Source organism: Paenibacillus sp. Y951, assembly GCF_056786395.1.
Genome location: NZ_JBXCIY010000001.1, coordinates 1 through 16,560, shown reverse-complemented (window position 1 = coordinate 16,560; position 16,560 = coordinate 1). Strand labels below are relative to the sequence as shown.

11 protein-coding genes, 6 tRNA genes and 1 rRNA gene are annotated in these 16,560 nt (G+C 40.2%); 5 read left to right on the top strand and 13 right to left on the bottom strand.

All coding sequences use genetic code 11. The features are described 5' to 3' along the window. Positions 1 to 262: 262 nt before the first annotated feature. The gene (locus AC1TPB_RS00090) at positions 263 to 568 is read right to left on the bottom strand and encodes a YunC family protein (RefSeq protein WP_482063131.1); all 306 of its coding nucleotides are present in this window, start codon (positions 566 to 568) and stop codon (positions 263 to 265) included. A 284-nt stretch (positions 569 to 852) separates the two neighbouring features. Here AC1TPB_RS00090 and AC1TPB_RS00085 point away from each other — a divergent pair, with 284 nt between their 5' ends. Continuing rightward, a complete protein-coding gene (locus AC1TPB_RS00085) occupies positions 853 to 1,287 on the top strand; it encodes a hypothetical protein (RefSeq protein WP_482074635.1) in 435 nt (144 codons plus the stop codon). Positions 1,288 to 1,376: 89 nt separating this feature from the next. Further along, positions 1,377 to 1,520 (top strand): hypothetical protein, encoded by a 144-nt coding sequence (locus AC1TPB_RS00080; protein WP_482074634.1) that lies wholly within the window; start codon positions 1,377 to 1,379, stop codon positions 1,518 to 1,520. A 39-nt stretch (positions 1,521 to 1,559) separates the two neighbouring features. Here AC1TPB_RS00080 and AC1TPB_RS00075 read toward each other — a convergent pair whose 3' ends face one another. Continuing rightward, a complete protein-coding gene (locus AC1TPB_RS00075; protein ID WP_482074633.1) occupies positions 1,560 to 3,425 on the bottom strand; it encodes a putative bifunctional diguanylate cyclase/phosphodiesterase in 1,866 nt (621 codons plus the stop codon). 98 nt (positions 3,426 to 3,523) lie between these two features. Continuing rightward, entirely contained in the window at positions 3,524 to 3,904 is a 381-nt protein-coding gene (locus AC1TPB_RS00070) for a DUF423 domain-containing protein (protein WP_482063128.1), read from the bottom strand. Between the two features lie 129 nt (positions 3,905 to 4,033). On the opposite strand from AC1TPB_RS00070, the gene AC1TPB_RS00065 reads away from it, so the two are divergent. Further along, on the top strand, positions 4,034 to 4,738 hold the full coding sequence (locus AC1TPB_RS00065) for a tetraspanin family protein (RefSeq protein WP_482074632.1): 705 nt from the start codon (positions 4,034 to 4,036) through the stop codon (positions 4,736 to 4,738). Between the two features lie 59 nt (positions 4,739 to 4,797). Here the strand turns inward: AC1TPB_RS00065 and AC1TPB_RS00060 are convergent, their stop codons facing one another. Next, positions 4,798 to 7,938: an SbcC/MukB-like Walker B domain-containing protein gene (locus AC1TPB_RS00060; RefSeq protein WP_482074631.1), complete on the bottom strand. Its 3,141-nt coding sequence runs from the start codon at positions 7,936 to 7,938 to the stop codon at positions 4,798 to 4,800. Between the two features lie 3 nt (positions 7,939 to 7,941). Then, entirely contained in the window at positions 7,942 to 9,099 is a 1,158-nt protein-coding gene (locus AC1TPB_RS00055; protein WP_482074630.1) for an exonuclease SbcCD subunit D, read from the bottom strand. Between the two features lie 312 nt (positions 9,100 to 9,411). Between AC1TPB_RS00055 and AC1TPB_RS00050 the strand changes: the two genes are divergently transcribed. Further along, positions 9,412 to 12,879, top strand: a complete 3,468-nt coding sequence (locus tag AC1TPB_RS00050; protein WP_482074629.1) for a glycoside hydrolase family 2 TIM barrel-domain containing protein — start codon at positions 9,412 to 9,414, stop codon at positions 12,877 to 12,879. A 327-nt stretch (positions 12,880 to 13,206) separates the two neighbouring features. Continuing rightward, positions 13,207 to 14,358, top strand: coding sequence for a sporulation protein YhbH (gene yhbH, locus AC1TPB_RS00045; RefSeq protein ID WP_482063123.1), 1,152 nt, complete (start codon positions 13,207 to 13,209; stop codon positions 14,356 to 14,358). A 151-nt stretch (positions 14,359 to 14,509) separates the two neighbouring features. Here the strand turns inward: yhbH and pdaA are convergent, their stop codons facing one another. The 8 genes from pdaA to AC1TPB_RS00005 form a co-directional block, all read right to left on the bottom strand. Next, a complete protein-coding gene (gene pdaA, locus AC1TPB_RS00040; RefSeq protein ID WP_482075063.1) occupies positions 14,510 to 15,313 on the bottom strand; it encodes a delta-lactam-biosynthetic de-N-acetylase in 804 nt (267 codons plus the stop codon). Between the two features lie 288 nt (positions 15,314 to 15,601). Further along, a tRNA-Pro gene (locus AC1TPB_RS00035) sits at positions 15,602 to 15,678 on the bottom strand. A gap of 6 nt (positions 15,679 to 15,684) precedes the next feature. Further along, positions 15,685 to 15,759 (bottom strand) — tRNA-Gly (locus tag AC1TPB_RS00030). 7 nt (positions 15,760 to 15,766) lie between these two features. Continuing rightward, positions 15,767 to 15,842, bottom strand: a tRNA-Thr gene (locus AC1TPB_RS00025). Between the two features lie 3 nt (positions 15,843 to 15,845). Beyond that, positions 15,846 to 15,920 (bottom strand) — tRNA-Glu (locus tag AC1TPB_RS00020). 121 nt (positions 15,921 to 16,041) lie between these two features. After that, positions 16,042 to 16,132: transfer RNA gene (locus tag AC1TPB_RS00015), tRNA-Ser, on the bottom strand. Between the two features lie 4 nt (positions 16,133 to 16,136). Beyond that, positions 16,137 to 16,212, bottom strand: a tRNA-Asn gene (locus AC1TPB_RS00010). A 243-nt stretch (positions 16,213 to 16,455) separates the two neighbouring features. Beyond that, a 23S ribosomal RNA gene (locus AC1TPB_RS00005) occupies positions 16,456 to 16,560 on the bottom strand; the annotation flags it as partial.

The following is a 16,560-nucleotide window of genomic DNA, read 5'->3' as shown; positions in this document are numbered from 1 at the left end:
TTTTTCAATATTTTCAACTCCTAATTATGTATGATTCTAGCTAAGTATAATCAACAATAATCAAGAGATTGTTCTCACTATATTAATAAATTATATATATTACTGAAATAATTGTTGAAAGCAATATTATTACAAGGAAGCAATTGGTTAATATATGTTTTTATAATTACCAATTTTGATCATATGATTAGATATTACCCCATTAACCTCATAGCACGACATGACTATATTTTATAATCATATCGTGCTATTTTATTTGCTACTATAACATCTTTTCTAGCGCATCTTTCCCTTTCATGCCGACTGTTATTCCTAGTGCTCCAGCTGCATCCGTTATCGATTCTAAGGGGGCATCCATAAGTTCTTCCAAGGTTCGCACGCCTACAGCACGTCCTGCAATAATTGCTCGATCTTTAAGCTTATTATTCAGTAAACTCACATCAAGTGCTCCACACATAATATAGCCATTATCTGTAGAAATGGATAATAACGTCGTTTTTGGTAACTTTACTTCCGTACCAATAACTGTAGCACCACTACGCAATTGAAACGGTATCATCTTAATCATCTCGAATGCACCTCTCGTAGTTCATTGGAATTGTTAATGTATGTTACTATATGCATCATTTGCTTGTAAGTGAACAACCTATATAGCATATGCCTAGTAAACATATATTATTTCCCGTAATACTGCATAAACTATTACTAGAGGTTCATTTATTAACGGAATAACTTTGAAAACAAGGACTTTTCACTCAATAAATTCTCTTATTAATACCATTTGAGTAGGTCTACAGAAATACGTTAAATCATGATATAGTAGAACAATCACGTGACGCGGAGGGAGTTAATATGACAATAAAAAAACAAAGTTCATTTCTATATAATGTTGAAATTTTAATTGAGAATGAGCATCATGCAATCGCGTTACAACAATTGATCGAACAATTGAACAAAGCTAATTTTTTAGATTATAAAATCACTTCTGGCATTGAGCTAGGTGACGTTATAGCAGAGCGAAAGGCAAAAGCAAAAACAACGAAGCCAATTGCTGTCTCTGTCGAATCTAATGAATACGAATTAGGACTCGAAGCATTTAGACAGTGCAAAGAGCACAATAAACTAGTACGACTTATCGTGAATCGCGGACTAGGTGTAAAGCTAAATATCCCTTGCCGAGTCATCAATATCGATGAAACCGATCAAATCATTACCATTTACCATGTCGATGAAAAACAAGTATATACTTTCCGGTTGAATGAAATTGAAGACTTCATAGAGGTCTAGTAGAGGTAGTTCAAAACATTCACTTATAGAAACAGCCTATCTTGCAGCGGTATTCGCTACTAGATAGGCTGTTTTTATTTCCTTTTCCAATGAAAGTTCAAAAAGCAGGCTTTCAGAACCGAGAAGATGGAGTGCTACTTGAGAAAGGCGGAAGCGCAAGTGTACGTGTTTGGTACACGCGAACCGTACTTTCCAAGTTCACTTCATATTCGATGTCGACTAAGCTTCTATAGCATGATCATCGTTATCAAAGTCTGTTTTTTGAACTACCTCTATACTGCAACTAGTAATTCTTTGAAGTACTGTCCCGGTACAGGCGGGCTTTTCAAATAGCCTTGCATCTCATCACATTGTAATGTGCGAAGAAAATCTAGCTGTTCAGTCGTTTCTACACCTTCTGCGATAACTTGTAAATTCAATTTATGTGCCATTGCAATTATTGCCGATACAATTTCCGCATGACTTTGTTCATTCAAAATGTCAGTAACAAACGAACGATCAATTTTCAAACGAGTAATTGGGAATGACTTCAAATAATGGAATGAGCTATAGCCCGTACCAAAATCATCAACACTAATGCCAACACCTAGTTCGCTTATCGCAATTAATTTACGGTTCATCTCATTCATATCAATGCTCATTGATTCCGTAATTTCAATGTCCAAATACTGGGATGGTAATTGCGTCTCCTCGAGAATTTGCTTAATCTGTAAATCCATCTCGTTTCGCACAAATTGTCTAATAGATAAATTCACAGCAACTGGTACGATTGGCAATCCAGCGTCCAGCCATTCTTTATTTTGACGACAAGCTTCTCTAATAACCCATTCACCAATCGGAACTATTAATCCACTTTCTTCCGCTAGTGGTATAAAGTGGATCGGGGATAGTAATCCTTTAGTCGGATGATTCCAACGAATCAAAGCTTCCCCTCCGACAATACGACCGTGAATAACATCATATTGAGGCTGATAATATAGCTCGAACTCATTGCGCTGTAAGGCACGATGAATTTCATGCTGTAATTTTAATCGTTCATATGAGGAATTATTCCACTCTTCGGAGTAAATAAGAATATGACCTCCCGAAGATTCCTTAACCTTGACCAATGCCATATCCGCTTTTTTGAAAATTGAAAACCCATCATCGCTAGGATCAAGATTCAAGGCAATTCCCATACTAGCTCCCATATGTACAGGTACACCTTTCAAATCATACGGTTCACTAATAACATCTAGAATATGCTGTGATCTTACTAATAATTGATCGATACTATCAATTTCATTCAGAAGCAATGCAAAAGCATCACCTTCTAATCTTGCTACAACATCATTAGGAGATAATAATCGATTCAATCGATCCGCCATTTGTAGCAGCATGAGATCAGCATACTCTCTGCCGAATGAAGCATTTACAAGTTTAAAATTATCAAGATCTATGTAACACACACTTAGCATCTGCTGATCTTCTTTTGCTCGCATTAGCCATTCATCTAATTTAATTTGAAACAATGTACGATTTGGTAAACCAGTCATATCATCGTAATAAGCCATATAGCGAATACGTTCTAAGTTTCGCTTATGATCACTTAGATCATGACTTACAATTAAGGACCCAATGACTTTGTGATGCTGGATAACAGGCTCACAGCTAATTTGAATCTCTAAAGGGAATGACGATCGGTGCAAAACATGAATATTAAGTTTTTCTATTTGGCCCTCTTTAACCTTTTCTAATGCTTCCATTACGGATTCTTGACTGGATTGCTCAATAACATTCATAATTGGTTTCCCGATTAATTCTTCAATTCGTTCATAACCAAGCATATGTGCGGAAGTATCGTTCAATTCAATAATATTTCCGTCATGATTAATTAATGTTAAGGCAACGGCATTAGATTGAAACAGTGTACTTACAATTGATTCATGAAAGTTTCTAGTTGATGTTATTCTTCTAGAGCGAAGCAGCAGTACAATCGCAGTCGTAATTAGAACTGCTCCGACTGTGCCAAGTATAACTTGATATTTCAGCGTATTTACACCAAACATCGCGATGACTATCCAAGCAAAGGAAAGAACAATGAGATAGCCTGAAACTAGCGAAGGCTCCAACCAATTAAACTGTTTTCGCTTCAACAACTGTAATCCCTCAATTCATCTCGCTGTGGATTTATATTAATGAGCACACTACATACACCATTATAATCGAAATATGTCAAATAACCTAGAAAAAAATGTTAGTCTACCTTATTTACTACAATTCCCCATATGACAAAACTCCATCCAGCTATAAGTGACACACCGCCAATTGGTGTAATTGCTCCAAGTATCGTCACTCCCGTTAAAGCCATTATGTACAAACTACCACTGAAAATAATGATCCCAATGACAATTAACATTGCTCCGGTAGCAAGCTTCTTATAATCTTTTACTACTGTAGATGCGAGTGCAATAAGCATTAGCCCTAAAGCACCATACATCTGATAACGAACACCTGTCTCAAAATTTTGCAGCATCCTTTCAGACACAATCTCCTTTAATCCATGTGCGCCAAATGCCCCCAATGCTATTGCAATTGCTGCAAATATTGCCCCAATTAAAAAGTACTTTCTAAACATTATCATCATCCTGTTCATTTTTATTGTATAATAGTAAAAACTAGTTTAAAGCTTATGCTTTCGATGCTACTTTTTATTTACGAGAAGTTTCGTTAACAAAAGAAAACAAAAAAGTTTAAGGAGTTTGTTATGGAAGACAATAACCAATCAAAATCTAATCCCACTCCGAGTAACGACAATCAACCCTCTCAATCAGCTGAGAAAAATTCGGAGCAAGTAACACCGCCACAAGGGAAGTCGTTCAAAGCATTTGGAACGTTCAATCCGAACCTTTCACAAGAGCTTCAACATGCAGGGGCACAAAATGCCGCTCCTACAGCGTATCCAACTGGTGATCAACCACAGTATTCACAAACATATGATCCAGCCGCTGGAAATAATGCTTCTGGGCAGTATAATCATTCGCAGTATCCGAATGGAGCGCCACCATCTGGTCCCATTCAACCTTTGAAGCATTCTGGTCTTGGTATTACGAGCTTTATCTTCGCATTAGTTTCAATACTCGTAATCGTTATCGGGCTTATCGTTATGTTCTCTGGTATATCATCATTAAGCATAACAGATCTTGAACTAATGAGTGATCCAACCTATATCGAAAAACTAATTTTGAATAGTGATGGTTTCCCTCCATCCTTTGTCGGGATCATTGTTGGTGTATTGCTAATGTTCAGTTCAGGATTCTTCGGCTTCATTGGACTAATCTTTGGAGTTATTAGTTTATTCATGAAAAACCGCCGTAAAATTTTCGGTATTTTAGGTACAATTTTCAATGGTCTATTAGTAGTCGGTGGATTTATATTTTTCGTCTTTTCAATCGTGGTATCAGGTTTATAAGTAGCAATGGTATCGTTAGACTCATCTACTCTCCTTGTGAGAGATTGATGAGTCTTTCTTTATTTCACTATAAATCTAGTCTGAGAATGTCCGTCGCGATTTTTCGATACTTCTAAACATGCAGGTAATGCATCCTTCAATTCCTGAACATGTGAAATGACTCCAATCATTCGACCTGCTCGCTGTAAATCAATTAAGGTAGTAATCGCTTTCTGCAAAGACTCCTCATCTAATGAACCGAATCCTTCATCGATAAACATCATTTCAATCGAAACTCCACCTTGATGAGATTGAATAACATCGGTCATTCCTAAAGCAAGACATAATGCAGCATTGAACTTCTCTCCACCAGATAATGTTTTGACATCACGATTTTGACCCGTATAGGCATCGTACACATCAAGCCCAAGCCCACTTTGCTTGCCGTGTGTTTCTAGTCGATCACTACGCCTAAGTTCGAACTGCCCATTGGATAGCGCAGCTAGTCGGATATTCGCCATCTCGATAATTTGTTCTAAATAATCAATAAGAATATATCGTTCGAAAGATAGCTTCAGCGGGTTATCGCCTTTCATTGTCGTATATAGATCAGCAGTAATCGCCAACGACTGTTCAAGCTCCTGTAATTGTCCATTATTACTTTGCAGCTTAATGATATATTGCTTAATTTCATGTAAATAGTGGACAGTTTGACTATCCATTGTAATGAGTACTTCAAATTGCTGCTGTAGCTGTTCTAGCTTCGCTTGTAATGGAATACAGTCGACAATTTGCTTGCCTGCAATCGTTTGCTCTAGCCACTCTAATTGCGTAGCGAGTCTAGTAAGCTGATCACGATATGCCGTATAGGATGACGTCATTTGTTCTAGCTCATCTCTCGATAGCTTTGCAGCACTATATTGATCCTGGCTAGCGAAGCCCGCTTCCACTAATTGCTGCTTGAATTCCGCATCACTAATAGTTAGCTCTTGCTCGTCGCCGGCTAAGCTTTGCATAGTATGCTCCACTTGAGCGGTAGCTGCTGCCATTAGCCGTTCTACTTCAGCCTTTTCCTCTACTACCAGCTTCCACTCATTCTCAAGTGTTGCGAGTAATTGCTGCTTTTCTACTAATTGCATCTGTAAGCTACTAACGTTTCGCAGATCTACCGGCACACGCAATTCTAACTGCTCAAGCTTTGTACTTAGCGTCGCCTTATGTACAGCAGCTTGCTGAAGTTTATCTTGATATTGAACTCTCTGTTGCTCCTTGCGCTCAAGCTCCTGTTCCAATAGCTGCAATTGCTGCTTCTGCTGCTCTGCAAGTTCTAGCTTACTTCGTAATTGATCATGTTGCTCTTTGAGTTGCTTCCAGCTTACACGCAGTTGCTGCTGCTCATTCTCTAATCTTTGTTGCAGTTGTAATTCAACCGGCGCATCACCCTTCAGAAATGCCTTCAGCTCCTGCTGCAAGGAAGATTCCAAACCAGTTAGTTGCTGCTCTAATAGCTCATACTTTGCAGAGCGCTGAGCCTGCCATAATAATAGCTCTTGCTCACGCTTCAAATGATTCGCTTTATATACGTCGATTTGAGCTCGAGTTGGCATCTCCACTAATGGTTTCGCTTTATGCGGATGATCCCCACTACCACATACTGGGCAAGGAAGACCATCGTGAAGATGACGAGCAAGCTCGCTAGCTTGACCTTCAATCCATAATTGCTCCTGCTGCTGTAGCTCCTGTAAAGCTAGTTGTGCATATTCACGAATCGCTATTTTTTTTCCTTCCAGCTGCTGTAATTCGTTAGTATATTCCAGCATTTTACTTACTATTTTGCCTTGTTGCTCAACTTCACTCATCGCAGACTGCAACTGAAGTGAGTGCTGCCCATAATCATCAACATTTTGCAATAATTTCTGTAATTGAAGCCGTTGCTCTTTCCCTTGAAGAACAAATACATCTAGCTCTTGAAGTACTTGGCTGCTCCGCTCTTCTTCCTGCTGCGCCTCGACTAGTTGCTGCTGAGATTGACCATATTGCTGTACAATCGGTAATAGCTGCTGCAATTCATGTAGCTCTAATTCTACTTGTTTTCTTACCTGTTGTTTTTGTTCCTGCTTTGCATAACGCAGTTGCACACTTGCTGCCCGCTGCTCTACCTCGACGAGCTGCTTCTTTTGCTGCACACATTGTAATTGACGCTCTTGAAGCTGCTTGCAAGCTCGCTCATAGCGCGCTTCATATGCCGATACAAATAATGCTTGCTCGCCACGTCGAATTTTTATTTGAACCGCCTCATAATGCGTCTGCTGCTCAAGCAAACTAAGCTGCTCCTGCTGCTTCTGCATATGTTCATGTAGCTTGCTGTTTGTTTGTTCAGCTTCTTGCAGCTCGCGTCTTGCTCCAGAAAGATGCTCAGCTTGGATAATTTTCTGCGCTTCCAGACGTTGCTGCTCAGCCTCGTAATAGACTTGCTCTTCTAGCAATCCTTCTAGCACTTGAAACACATTACGTTGCTCCTGAGCGAACGTAGCTGCTAGCATGGATTCTTCGCGTAATGGCAGCTGCTCAGCAATATGCAAGATCGTATTGATCTGTGATCCTTGCTGCTGCCTAAATTGCTCCTGCATCGCCTTATATTGATTACCAACAATTTGTTCAAGCTGATCGAATCTTTCCGTACGGAATATTTTCCGCAATATATCTTCCTTGTTATCCGTACTAGATGTTAATAACTTACGAAATTCTCCTTGTGGCAACATTACAATTTGACTAAATTGATCCTTCGTTAATCCCATTATGTTAGCAAGCTTCATATCGACATCACGTATAATGAAACGGTCGACAGCTGGTACTTCTCCTTGAGCCGTTACTTCATATAGCTCAATCTTTTCCCCGGTCTCGCCTTTATTGTTACCTTTGCGATGCTTCATTTGCCGTAATACGCGATATTGCTTATCCTTAACCATAAAGCGTAGCTCTACTGATGTATGAACTGCCTCATCGGCAAATTGACTACGCAGCATCCGTATCTCCGCACGATCCTCGCCACTTGCAGTGCCATACAGCGCAAAGCAGATCGCATCGAATATCGTTGTTTTCCCCGCTCCAGTATTGCCGGATATTACGAAGAGGCGATGATCCTGCAATTCTAGAAAATCAATAACCTCACGTTCACGGTAAGGTCCGAATGCCGTTAATATTAATTCTAATGGTCTCATTCGTTATTGCTCACTCCCCTGCATCATCTGTTCATACGCCTGGGCAAATCGTTCCCGCTTCTCGGCAGCTAACTCTGTACCTCTCACCTCTTCGTAGAAGGCTGCAAATAGCTCCAAAGGCTTCAGCTCTTGTTTCATAACGCTAGTCGTCCGTTCTTGATTGTCCTCGGAATTACGGCGCTGGGAGGCAATACGATCGACATGCATCGCATTCGGATACACAGCTCGAATTTTTTCCATCGGAAACAGTACGGGATTTTCATCCGTTAATGTCACATAGACGTAATCTTCATTAATCGAATGCCGTTCAATATCAGCAATAGCTCCAACAACACGGCGCATATTTCGTCTTGGTTCAAGTAAAATTTTCTCAGTCGTAACCTCTTGACCAGCTAGATTAACGACGATATAACCTTTATAGTGATTCTCCTCAGAGATCGAATATTTCAACGGCGATCCAGCATATCGAATATGCGGGGTACCAACATGATGTGCTTGATGCAAATGACCAAGCGCGACATAATCAAAATCCTGTAATAGCTGTGCGTTTACATATTCCGCACCACCAATTGCTAAAGGGCGCTCCGAGTCGCTTGTATTATGCTCTTGTTCACCATAAGGCGTAACAAAGGCATGTCCAATAAGTATATGTCTTGCAGTTGGGTCCCAATTGCTTTTAATATGACTTACGATTGCTGCCATCGCATCATTATGCGAACGAATGGATTCATCACCGATTAGATAACGAATAATGGCAGGATCAGCATACGGAATAAGATAGAAATGTACTTGCCCGTATTCATCATGCATAATAATTGGCTCTATTGGGTAGCGTAGCTGTCCACTCATATACAATCCGTTACGCTCCATTAATTTTACAGCAAAATCAATACGGTCAGGACTATCATGATTACCTGCGATCGCAAGTACAGGAATTTTCAATTTGAGTACTAGCTGTTCCAATATATCATTCAGTAAATCTACTGCCTCTGTTGGAGGAACTGCTCGATCGTATAGGTCACCTGCAATAATAACGACGTCAGGCCGCTGTTCTTCCACTTCCTTAACAAATTGATCAAGCACATACGCTTGATCCTCCGTCATATAAACACCTTGTACTATTTTGCCGAGATGCCAGTCTGCTGTATGAAATATTTTCAATGCCGTCATCCTTTCATACATTTTATTCTAATAATTTTTCCTAGCTCTAGTGTACCATCATGTGCTTATGTCATACTAGTAGATCGTGATGTTCTATGCTCAATTTCGTGTCGATATTTAGAACACTTTATGTTAACTTTTTAGAGTATAAAGAAAGTTCTAACCATAGAGAAATAACTATTTACATGCTATGATTTCATTGTGGACTAATTTATGTCATACGCGTTCCAGATGCCTACTTATTAGTTTTAGAACTTTTGAACATGTATTCATGTACTAAATCACTTTTTTTGTTAAAGGAGCTAGACACATATGAGTTTACAAAGAAAATTTAACAATGATTGGTATTTTACGAAACAACCACTACATACTAATTTAGAAACAGTCGTTGCTGGTGGATTCGCTTGGATGCCGGTAACTATTCCTCATGATTGGCTAATCTATGATTCGAATAATTTATATGAAAATGGTGAAGGCTGGTATCGCAAAACGCTACACTTAACAGAGCTTGACTCACATTCGATAACATCACTTTACTTTGAAGGCGTCTACATGGACTCCACTTTATTTGTCAATGGACGAGAGGTTGGCACATGGAAAAACGGCTATTCTAGCTTTGAGCTTGATATTACACATTACTTAATCGTTGGCGACAATGAAATCTATGTTCAAGTTATTCATCAATCACCCAACTCTCGCTGGTATTCAGGCGCAGGTATTTATCGTAATGTATGGCTGAAATCGTATCCGAAAAACCATATCGTATCCGAAGGAATCTATATTACTACTGAGCAAAGTGGAACTGACTGGACAGTCGCTATTGATGCCGAGTTTACGTTCTCTGAGCAACTTGATACTACAGCTACATATAAAGTTCGTCATCAAATTATTGATGCTGCCAATGCGATCATTGCTGAGCAAGAAATTGTTATTGCTGCTGAAGCTAGCCAGACGATAACCGTTAATGGCAACATGTCTGTAAGCGAGCCAAAGCTATGGGATGTGATCTCCCCTAATCTGTATCGACTTCAAACCGAGCTACTTGTTAATGAGGCTAGCACAGACATAGAAACGCAAAACTTCGGATTCCGCAAAATGGAATTTGATCGTGATAAAGGTTTCTTCCTTAATGATCGTCATGTGAAATTATATGGCGTATGTCAGCATCATGATCTTGGCAGTCTAGGTGCTGCGGTCAATAAAACTGCACTGCGTCGCCAAATTACGCTATTGCAGGAAATGGGCGTTAACGCCATTCGTACCGCTCATAATATGCCTGCTGTCGAGCTAATGGAATTAGCGGATGAAATGGGTGTTCTTATCGTATCTGAAGCATTCGATATGTGGGAGCGACCGAAAAACCCTTATGATTATGCGAGATTCTATCAAGAGTGGTGGCAAAAGGACATCGCTAGCTGGGTTCGTCGAGATCGTAATCGTCCAAGCATGCTAATGTGGAGTATTGGTAATGAGATCTACGATACACATGCTAATGTACGCGGTCAGGAGCTTACTCAGGAGCTATTAGATGAGGTACTGCTTCATGATCCCCGGAAAAATGCTGTCGTAACGATTGGATCGAACTATATGCCTTGGGAAAATGCTCAGAAATGTGCGGATATCGTTACATTTGCTGGCTATAACTATGCAGAGAAATATTACGACCGTCACCATGAAGAACATCCTGATTGGATCATCTATGGAAGCGAAACCGCTTCGACCGTACAAAGTAGAGGTATCTATCATTTCCCGCTAGCACAATCTGTCTTAGCTGATGATGATGAGCAATGCTCAGCGCTTGGCAATAGCTCGACTAGCTGGGGAGCCAAAAACACGGAAAATTGTATTACAGCAGATCGTGATGCAACGTTCTCTTTAGGGCAATTTATATGGACAGGCTTTGACTATATCGGTGAGCCTACTCCTTACCATACGAAAAACTCTTACTTTGGACAGCTAGATACTGCTGGCTTCAAAAAGGATTCATATTACATTTACCAAGCGGAATGGACCAACTATAAAGTAAGTCCGATGGTTCATATATTCCCGTATTGGGATTTCTCAGAAGGTCAATTAATCGATGTCCGTGTTTGCTCTAATGCACCGAAAATCGAGCTGTTTTTCAATGATGTATCGCAAGGCGTATACGATATCGATCATCTGCATGGTGTACAGCTATTAGGTGAATGGCAAATTCCTTATACGAAAGGTATTTTGAAAGCTATTGCTTACGATGAACAAGGCAACATTATTGCGACTGATAGTCAAGCTTCATTCGGAGATGCAGCAGCACTTGTACAAACTGCTGATAAGGAAACTTTACAAGCGGATGGCTCAGATCTCATCTTTGTCGAAATTTCCGCGACCGATGAGCATGGTCAGCCTGTTGCGAATGCAAATAATCGCGTTCATATTACCGTTGAAGGTGCTGGAAGACTTGTTGGCTTAGATAACGGCGATAGCACAGATTATGATAGCTACAAAGGTACGAATCGTCTTATGTTCAGTGGTAAGCTACTTGCTATTATTGCTAGTACACTAGAGCCGGGTGAGATTAAAGTTCGTGCTGAAGCTAATGGCTTGCCGAGCAATGAGTTGACATTGTTAGCTGTCGCACCAAAGCAGACAAGCGATACTGAGGAACAATCTTCACTTTATTCCTATGCTCCTCAGCAGCAGGCCGATCATACTGTAGTAGACGTTGCTTCAGATGATATTCCTGTTCGAAAAATCGAGATTATTTGTCCACAAAGTAATCAGCTTAATGCAGAGAAGCAATCCGTTCCAGTTCAAGTGAAAATCCATCCGAGCAACGCTACTCATCAAGACGTTCAATGGAGAATTACGAACGTAGCCGGTGTAGATGCTAATATGGCAACACTTGAAACGAATGGTCATCAAGCTGTTATTACCGCTCTAGGTGATGGTGAACTTTATATTCGCTGTGGAACGACGAATGGTTCGGATTCGATTAAACATTATTCGCTTATGGAGTTCAGTATCTCCGGATTAGGTCAAGCTTTTATTAACCCATATGATTTCGTTTCTGCAGGCTATCACAATGAACAAAGCTCTAATCTAACGAATGGTAATGAGCGTGGAGTAGCTACAGCTCGTGAAGGCGAAAGTATTATTTTCTTCGATAAAATTGATTTTGGTAGCTATGGCACTAATGAAGTGACATTGCCTGTGTTCTCGTTGGATGGTGAACCATTCACGATGGATCTATGGGAAGGCCATCCACATGAACCGCAATCAATATTGCTCGCAACTGTGCCTTATCATAAGGAAACGATTTGGAACGTCTATCAGCCAGAAACGTATCAGCTGGGCAAACGACTTACAGGCGTCACTTCATTTGCTATCGTGTTGAACGGCAAAATCCATTTGAAAGGATTGCAGTTCACGAAAATTAATAAAGCATTCGAACAGCTACGTGCGCTAGATCATAATCATCTTTACGGTGACTCCTTCACAATTACAGAGCAGTCTATTGAAAATATTGGTAACAATGTGTCGATTATTTTCGAGGATATGGACTTTGGCGAAGCGGGTACATCAAAGCTAACGATCTGTGGACATTCACCAATTGATAAAAATACAATTACTATTTTGTTCAGCGGTGACAATGGCGATAGTAAGCAGCTAGTAGAGTTCAGTTATTCAGATGACTATATGGTAAATGAGTATGAGCTTGAAGCAATTAAAGGCCAACAAACGGTAACCTTCGTCTTCTTGCCAGGTAGTCAGTTTAACTTAAGCTGGTTCAAGTTCTCATAGTATTTATTGCAGACAAGAAACGGGGCAGTTCCATGTCATTAGCACAATGACGAGGAACTGCCCTTTCTTAATTAACTCCACTATTATTACTCAGCCTTCTTCTCTTCACTAATACAATAATTAGAAAGATACCATATGCCATATAGAAAACATTAAGTATAGAAACTACTTCTACCGATCGCTCAGCAAGCTCAGGATTAGTAAGTTGTACTAATTGCTATTGTCCTCTCCGCTGTAAATTCCAACATGAACATTTCATCATACATGCTTAAGCTTTGCATACAATGTATACATAGTAATGTGGATACAGAAATGAGGTGTACAACGATGCAACAGCAGCCCCTATTTATCGTATCTCGTGAGGATTGGTCCTTACATCGTAAAGGCTATAATGATCAAGCAAGACATCAGCAGCGTGTTAGAGAAGCGATTAAAAATAATTTACCAGATCTAGTATCTGATGAAAGCATCATCTTATCTGATGGTCGCCGCACCGTTAAAGTGCCTATTAAGAGCCTAGATGAAGCCCATTTCATCTATAATTACAACAAGAAGCAACATGTTGGGCAAGGTGATGGAGACTCTCAGGTTGGTGATGTACTCGGTGTAGATCCACAGCTTAGCAAAAAACCAGGTAAAGGACAGGACGCTGGAGATCAACCCGGCGAAGATGTATTTGATACTGAGATCAGTATTGATGAGCTAGAGGATATGCTGTTCGATGAGATGGAGCTCCCTAATTTGGAACAGAAGCAGAAGGATCAGATGCAAACAACCGAAATTGTGTTCCATGATATACGCAAGAAAGGGATTATGTCCAATATCGATAAGAAACGTACACTGCTCGAAAATTTACGTCGCAATGCTAATGAGGGTAAAGCAGGTATTGGCGGTATTTCACCAGATGATCTACGCTATAAGACATGGACAGAAATTGTAAAGCCCCAATCCAATGCCGTTATTTTTGCAATTCTTGATGTGTCCGGCAGTATGGGCGCTTTCGAGAAATTCTGTTCACGTTCCTATTTCTTCTGGATGAGTCGTTTTCTAAGACGTAAGTATGAGCATGTAGAGATTGTCTATATCGCTCATCATACGGAAGCGAAGGAAGTAACCGAAGAGGAATTTTTCACTCGTGGTGAAAGTGGCGGTACGATCTGCTCCTCAGCCTATCAACGTGTGCTTGATATTATTGAGCAACGTTATGCGCCTGCACAATGGAATATCTATCCTTTCCACTTCTCAGACGGTGATAATCTTACCTCAGATAATGAACGCTGTGTACGGTTAATTGAGAAGCTCATGGAAGTAAGTAATATGTTTGGCTACGGTGAGATTAATCAGTACAATCGGAATAGTACGCTAATGAGTGCGTATAAACATATTTCGAATAAAAAGTTCAAGTTTTCCGTCATTAAGGATAAAGGCGAAGTGTATAAGGCACTCACCCATTTCTTTGCCAAGCAGCCAACGACATAAGGAGCAAACTTTTTTATTCCAGACATTAAAGCCCCTCTATTCCATTAACGTGGACTAGAGGGGCTCCTTGTATCTACCTATAAGTTTTTCATGCTAATCTATCCATTACTTCTTGAGGTAGTTCAAAAACCTGCTCTTTGAACTTAAACTTCTAGGGAAATAAATTTTCTAACAATCTTTCAGCCATTAGCTGATCTAAGCTTTCAAATGTATATCCCTTTGCTCTTGCATCATCAATAATACGTGTTAGCGCTCCTGCATTATCACTTGATACGGAATGAATAAGCATAATACTACCAGGATGAATCTGCTTCATCACCTGTTGATAAGCATAATCAGCACCTCTTTGCTTATTCACTTCCCAATCCTTATAGGCAAGTGACCAAAAGGCACTTATATATCCTTCCTCATGGCTAATTGCTAGAACTCGATCGTTAAATATGCCCCTTGGTGGCCGTAAGTAATTCATCATGGATTGACCTGTTAACTGAGCTACACCGTCTTTGACTTTTGCCAGCTCTTGTCTAATCTGATCGTTGCTCATCGTCGTCATATCAGGATGACTCCATGAATGGTTGCCAATAATATGTCCTTCCTTAGCCATTCGCCTAATAAGATCAGGTTGATCTTGAATATAATGACCCGTAACAAAAAACGCCGCTGGTACTTGTTTTTCCTTCAAGATATCAAGTATCGGTGTAGTAAAACCATTCTCGTATCCATTATCAAAGGTAAGGTATAGCGCCTTTTTCGATGTATTACCAAGAAATAAAGCGTTATTCTTCTCAATAATATGAGCAAAGCCTTCCTCTTGAATCGAAGGTAGCTTCTCATCAACACTTTTCTTAAATCCAAAATGATGCGTTTTATCTTGTTCAGCCGCAGACACCTTTTCAGACGAAAACTGTGCTGTTGCACTCAATAAGAGTACCAATAGCATAACTATTATCCTCATACTAGATTTCACGAACAATTCCTCCTATAGATTTTTTATATCTACTCGCTATATTGAGTTAAGTTACCCATTTTGGGTAATTTTCATACAATCATTATCATTCAAAGCAAAAGCAGAGCTTAACGAAAAACGAACGGACATACGATGCGCTAACTAGATAAATTAGCTACTATTTGGATGTTAGCGGACAGGAGAGACGTTATTACCTCAAAAATCAGATCTTGATAAGTAATTAAAAAACACAAAAAAACTCTCTAGCAAAATGCTAAAGAGTTGACTGTAATAAACTGGTCGGGATGACACGATTCGAACATGCGACCCCCTGGACCCAAACCAGGTGCTCTACCAAGCTGAGCTACATCCCGTAAATATGGAGCGGAAGACGGGAATCGAACCCGCGACCCTCGCCTTGGCAAGGCGATGCTCTACCGCTGAGCCACTTCCGCAAAAAAATGGTGCCGTCGAGAGGACTTGAACCCCCAACCTACTGATTACAAGTCAGTTGCTCTACCAGTTGAGCTACAACGGCTAATGGTGACCCGTAGGGGACTCGAACCCCTGTTACCTCCGTGAAAGGGAGGTGTCTTAACCACTTGACCAACGGGCCTTACTATCTAATATAAATCTAGCATTTTACCGCTATTCTTTCAAAACATGAATTATATTATTATGATATTTCATTTACTTTAATATCTTTGTAATATTTTCGATGTTTGCCAGAGTAAAAATGGCGGAGAAGGTGGGATTCGAACCCACGCACCACTTGCGCAGCCTAACCCCTTAGCAGAGGGTCCCCTTGAACCACTTGGGTACTTCCCCACAATGGCTCCCCGAACAGGACTCGAACCTGTGACAACTCGATTAACAGTCGAGTGCTCTACCAACTGAGCTATCAGGGAACATTAATCGTTCGTATACTTATGTATATAGAACATTTATTGATATTGGCTGATTCTTATCTAAATTACTGTCGATGAGATCTTAGCCGCAATCTATCGGGCTTGCGCCCTCAAAACTGGATGTGAAAGGTAAAACACCAAAGTGAATCATTGTGGAATTATAGACTCTTGAGCAGATGCTCTGAACTTCTATGCTTCCGATGTATTTTTCTATCTTCGCTTGCGCTCCGTCTAGAAAAATTGTAGGATAAGCCCTCGACCGATTAGTATTCGTCAGCTACATGTATTGCTACACTTACACCCCGAACCTATCAACCTCGTCGTCTTCAAGGGGTCTTACTAATTGGG

Excerpts from the sequence above, each read along its gene's own strand:
- AC1TPB_RS00080 (WP_482074634.1), top strand. The coding sequence starts at position 1,377 with ATGAAAGTTCAAAAAGCAGGCTTTCAGAACCGAGAAGATGGAGTGCTA.
- AC1TPB_RS00060 (WP_482074631.1), bottom strand. The coding sequence starts at position 7,938 with ATGAGACCATTAGAATTAATATTAACGGCATTCGGACCTTACCGTGAA.
- AC1TPB_RS00090 (WP_482063131.1), bottom strand. The coding sequence starts at position 568 with ATGATTAAGATGATACCGTTTCAATTGCGTAGTGGTGCTACAGTTATT.
- pdaA (WP_482075063.1), bottom strand. The coding sequence starts at position 15,313 with ATGAGGATAATAGTTATGCTATTGGTACTCTTATTGAGTGCAACAGCA.
- AC1TPB_RS00070 (WP_482063128.1), bottom strand. The coding sequence starts at position 3,904 with ATGTTTAGAAAGTACTTTTTAATTGGGGCAATATTTGCAGCAATTGCA.
- AC1TPB_RS00050 (WP_482074629.1), top strand. The coding sequence starts at position 9,412 with ATGAGTTTACAAAGAAAATTTAACAATGATTGGTATTTTACGAAACAA.
- AC1TPB_RS00085 (WP_482074635.1), top strand. The coding sequence starts at position 853 with ATGACAATAAAAAAACAAAGTTCATTTCTATATAATGTTGAAATTTTA.
- AC1TPB_RS00065 (WP_482074632.1), top strand. The coding sequence starts at position 4,034 with ATGGAAGACAATAACCAATCAAAATCTAATCCCACTCCGAGTAACGAC.
- yhbH (WP_482063123.1), top strand. The coding sequence starts at position 13,207 with ATGCAACAGCAGCCCCTATTTATCGTATCTCGTGAGGATTGGTCCTTA.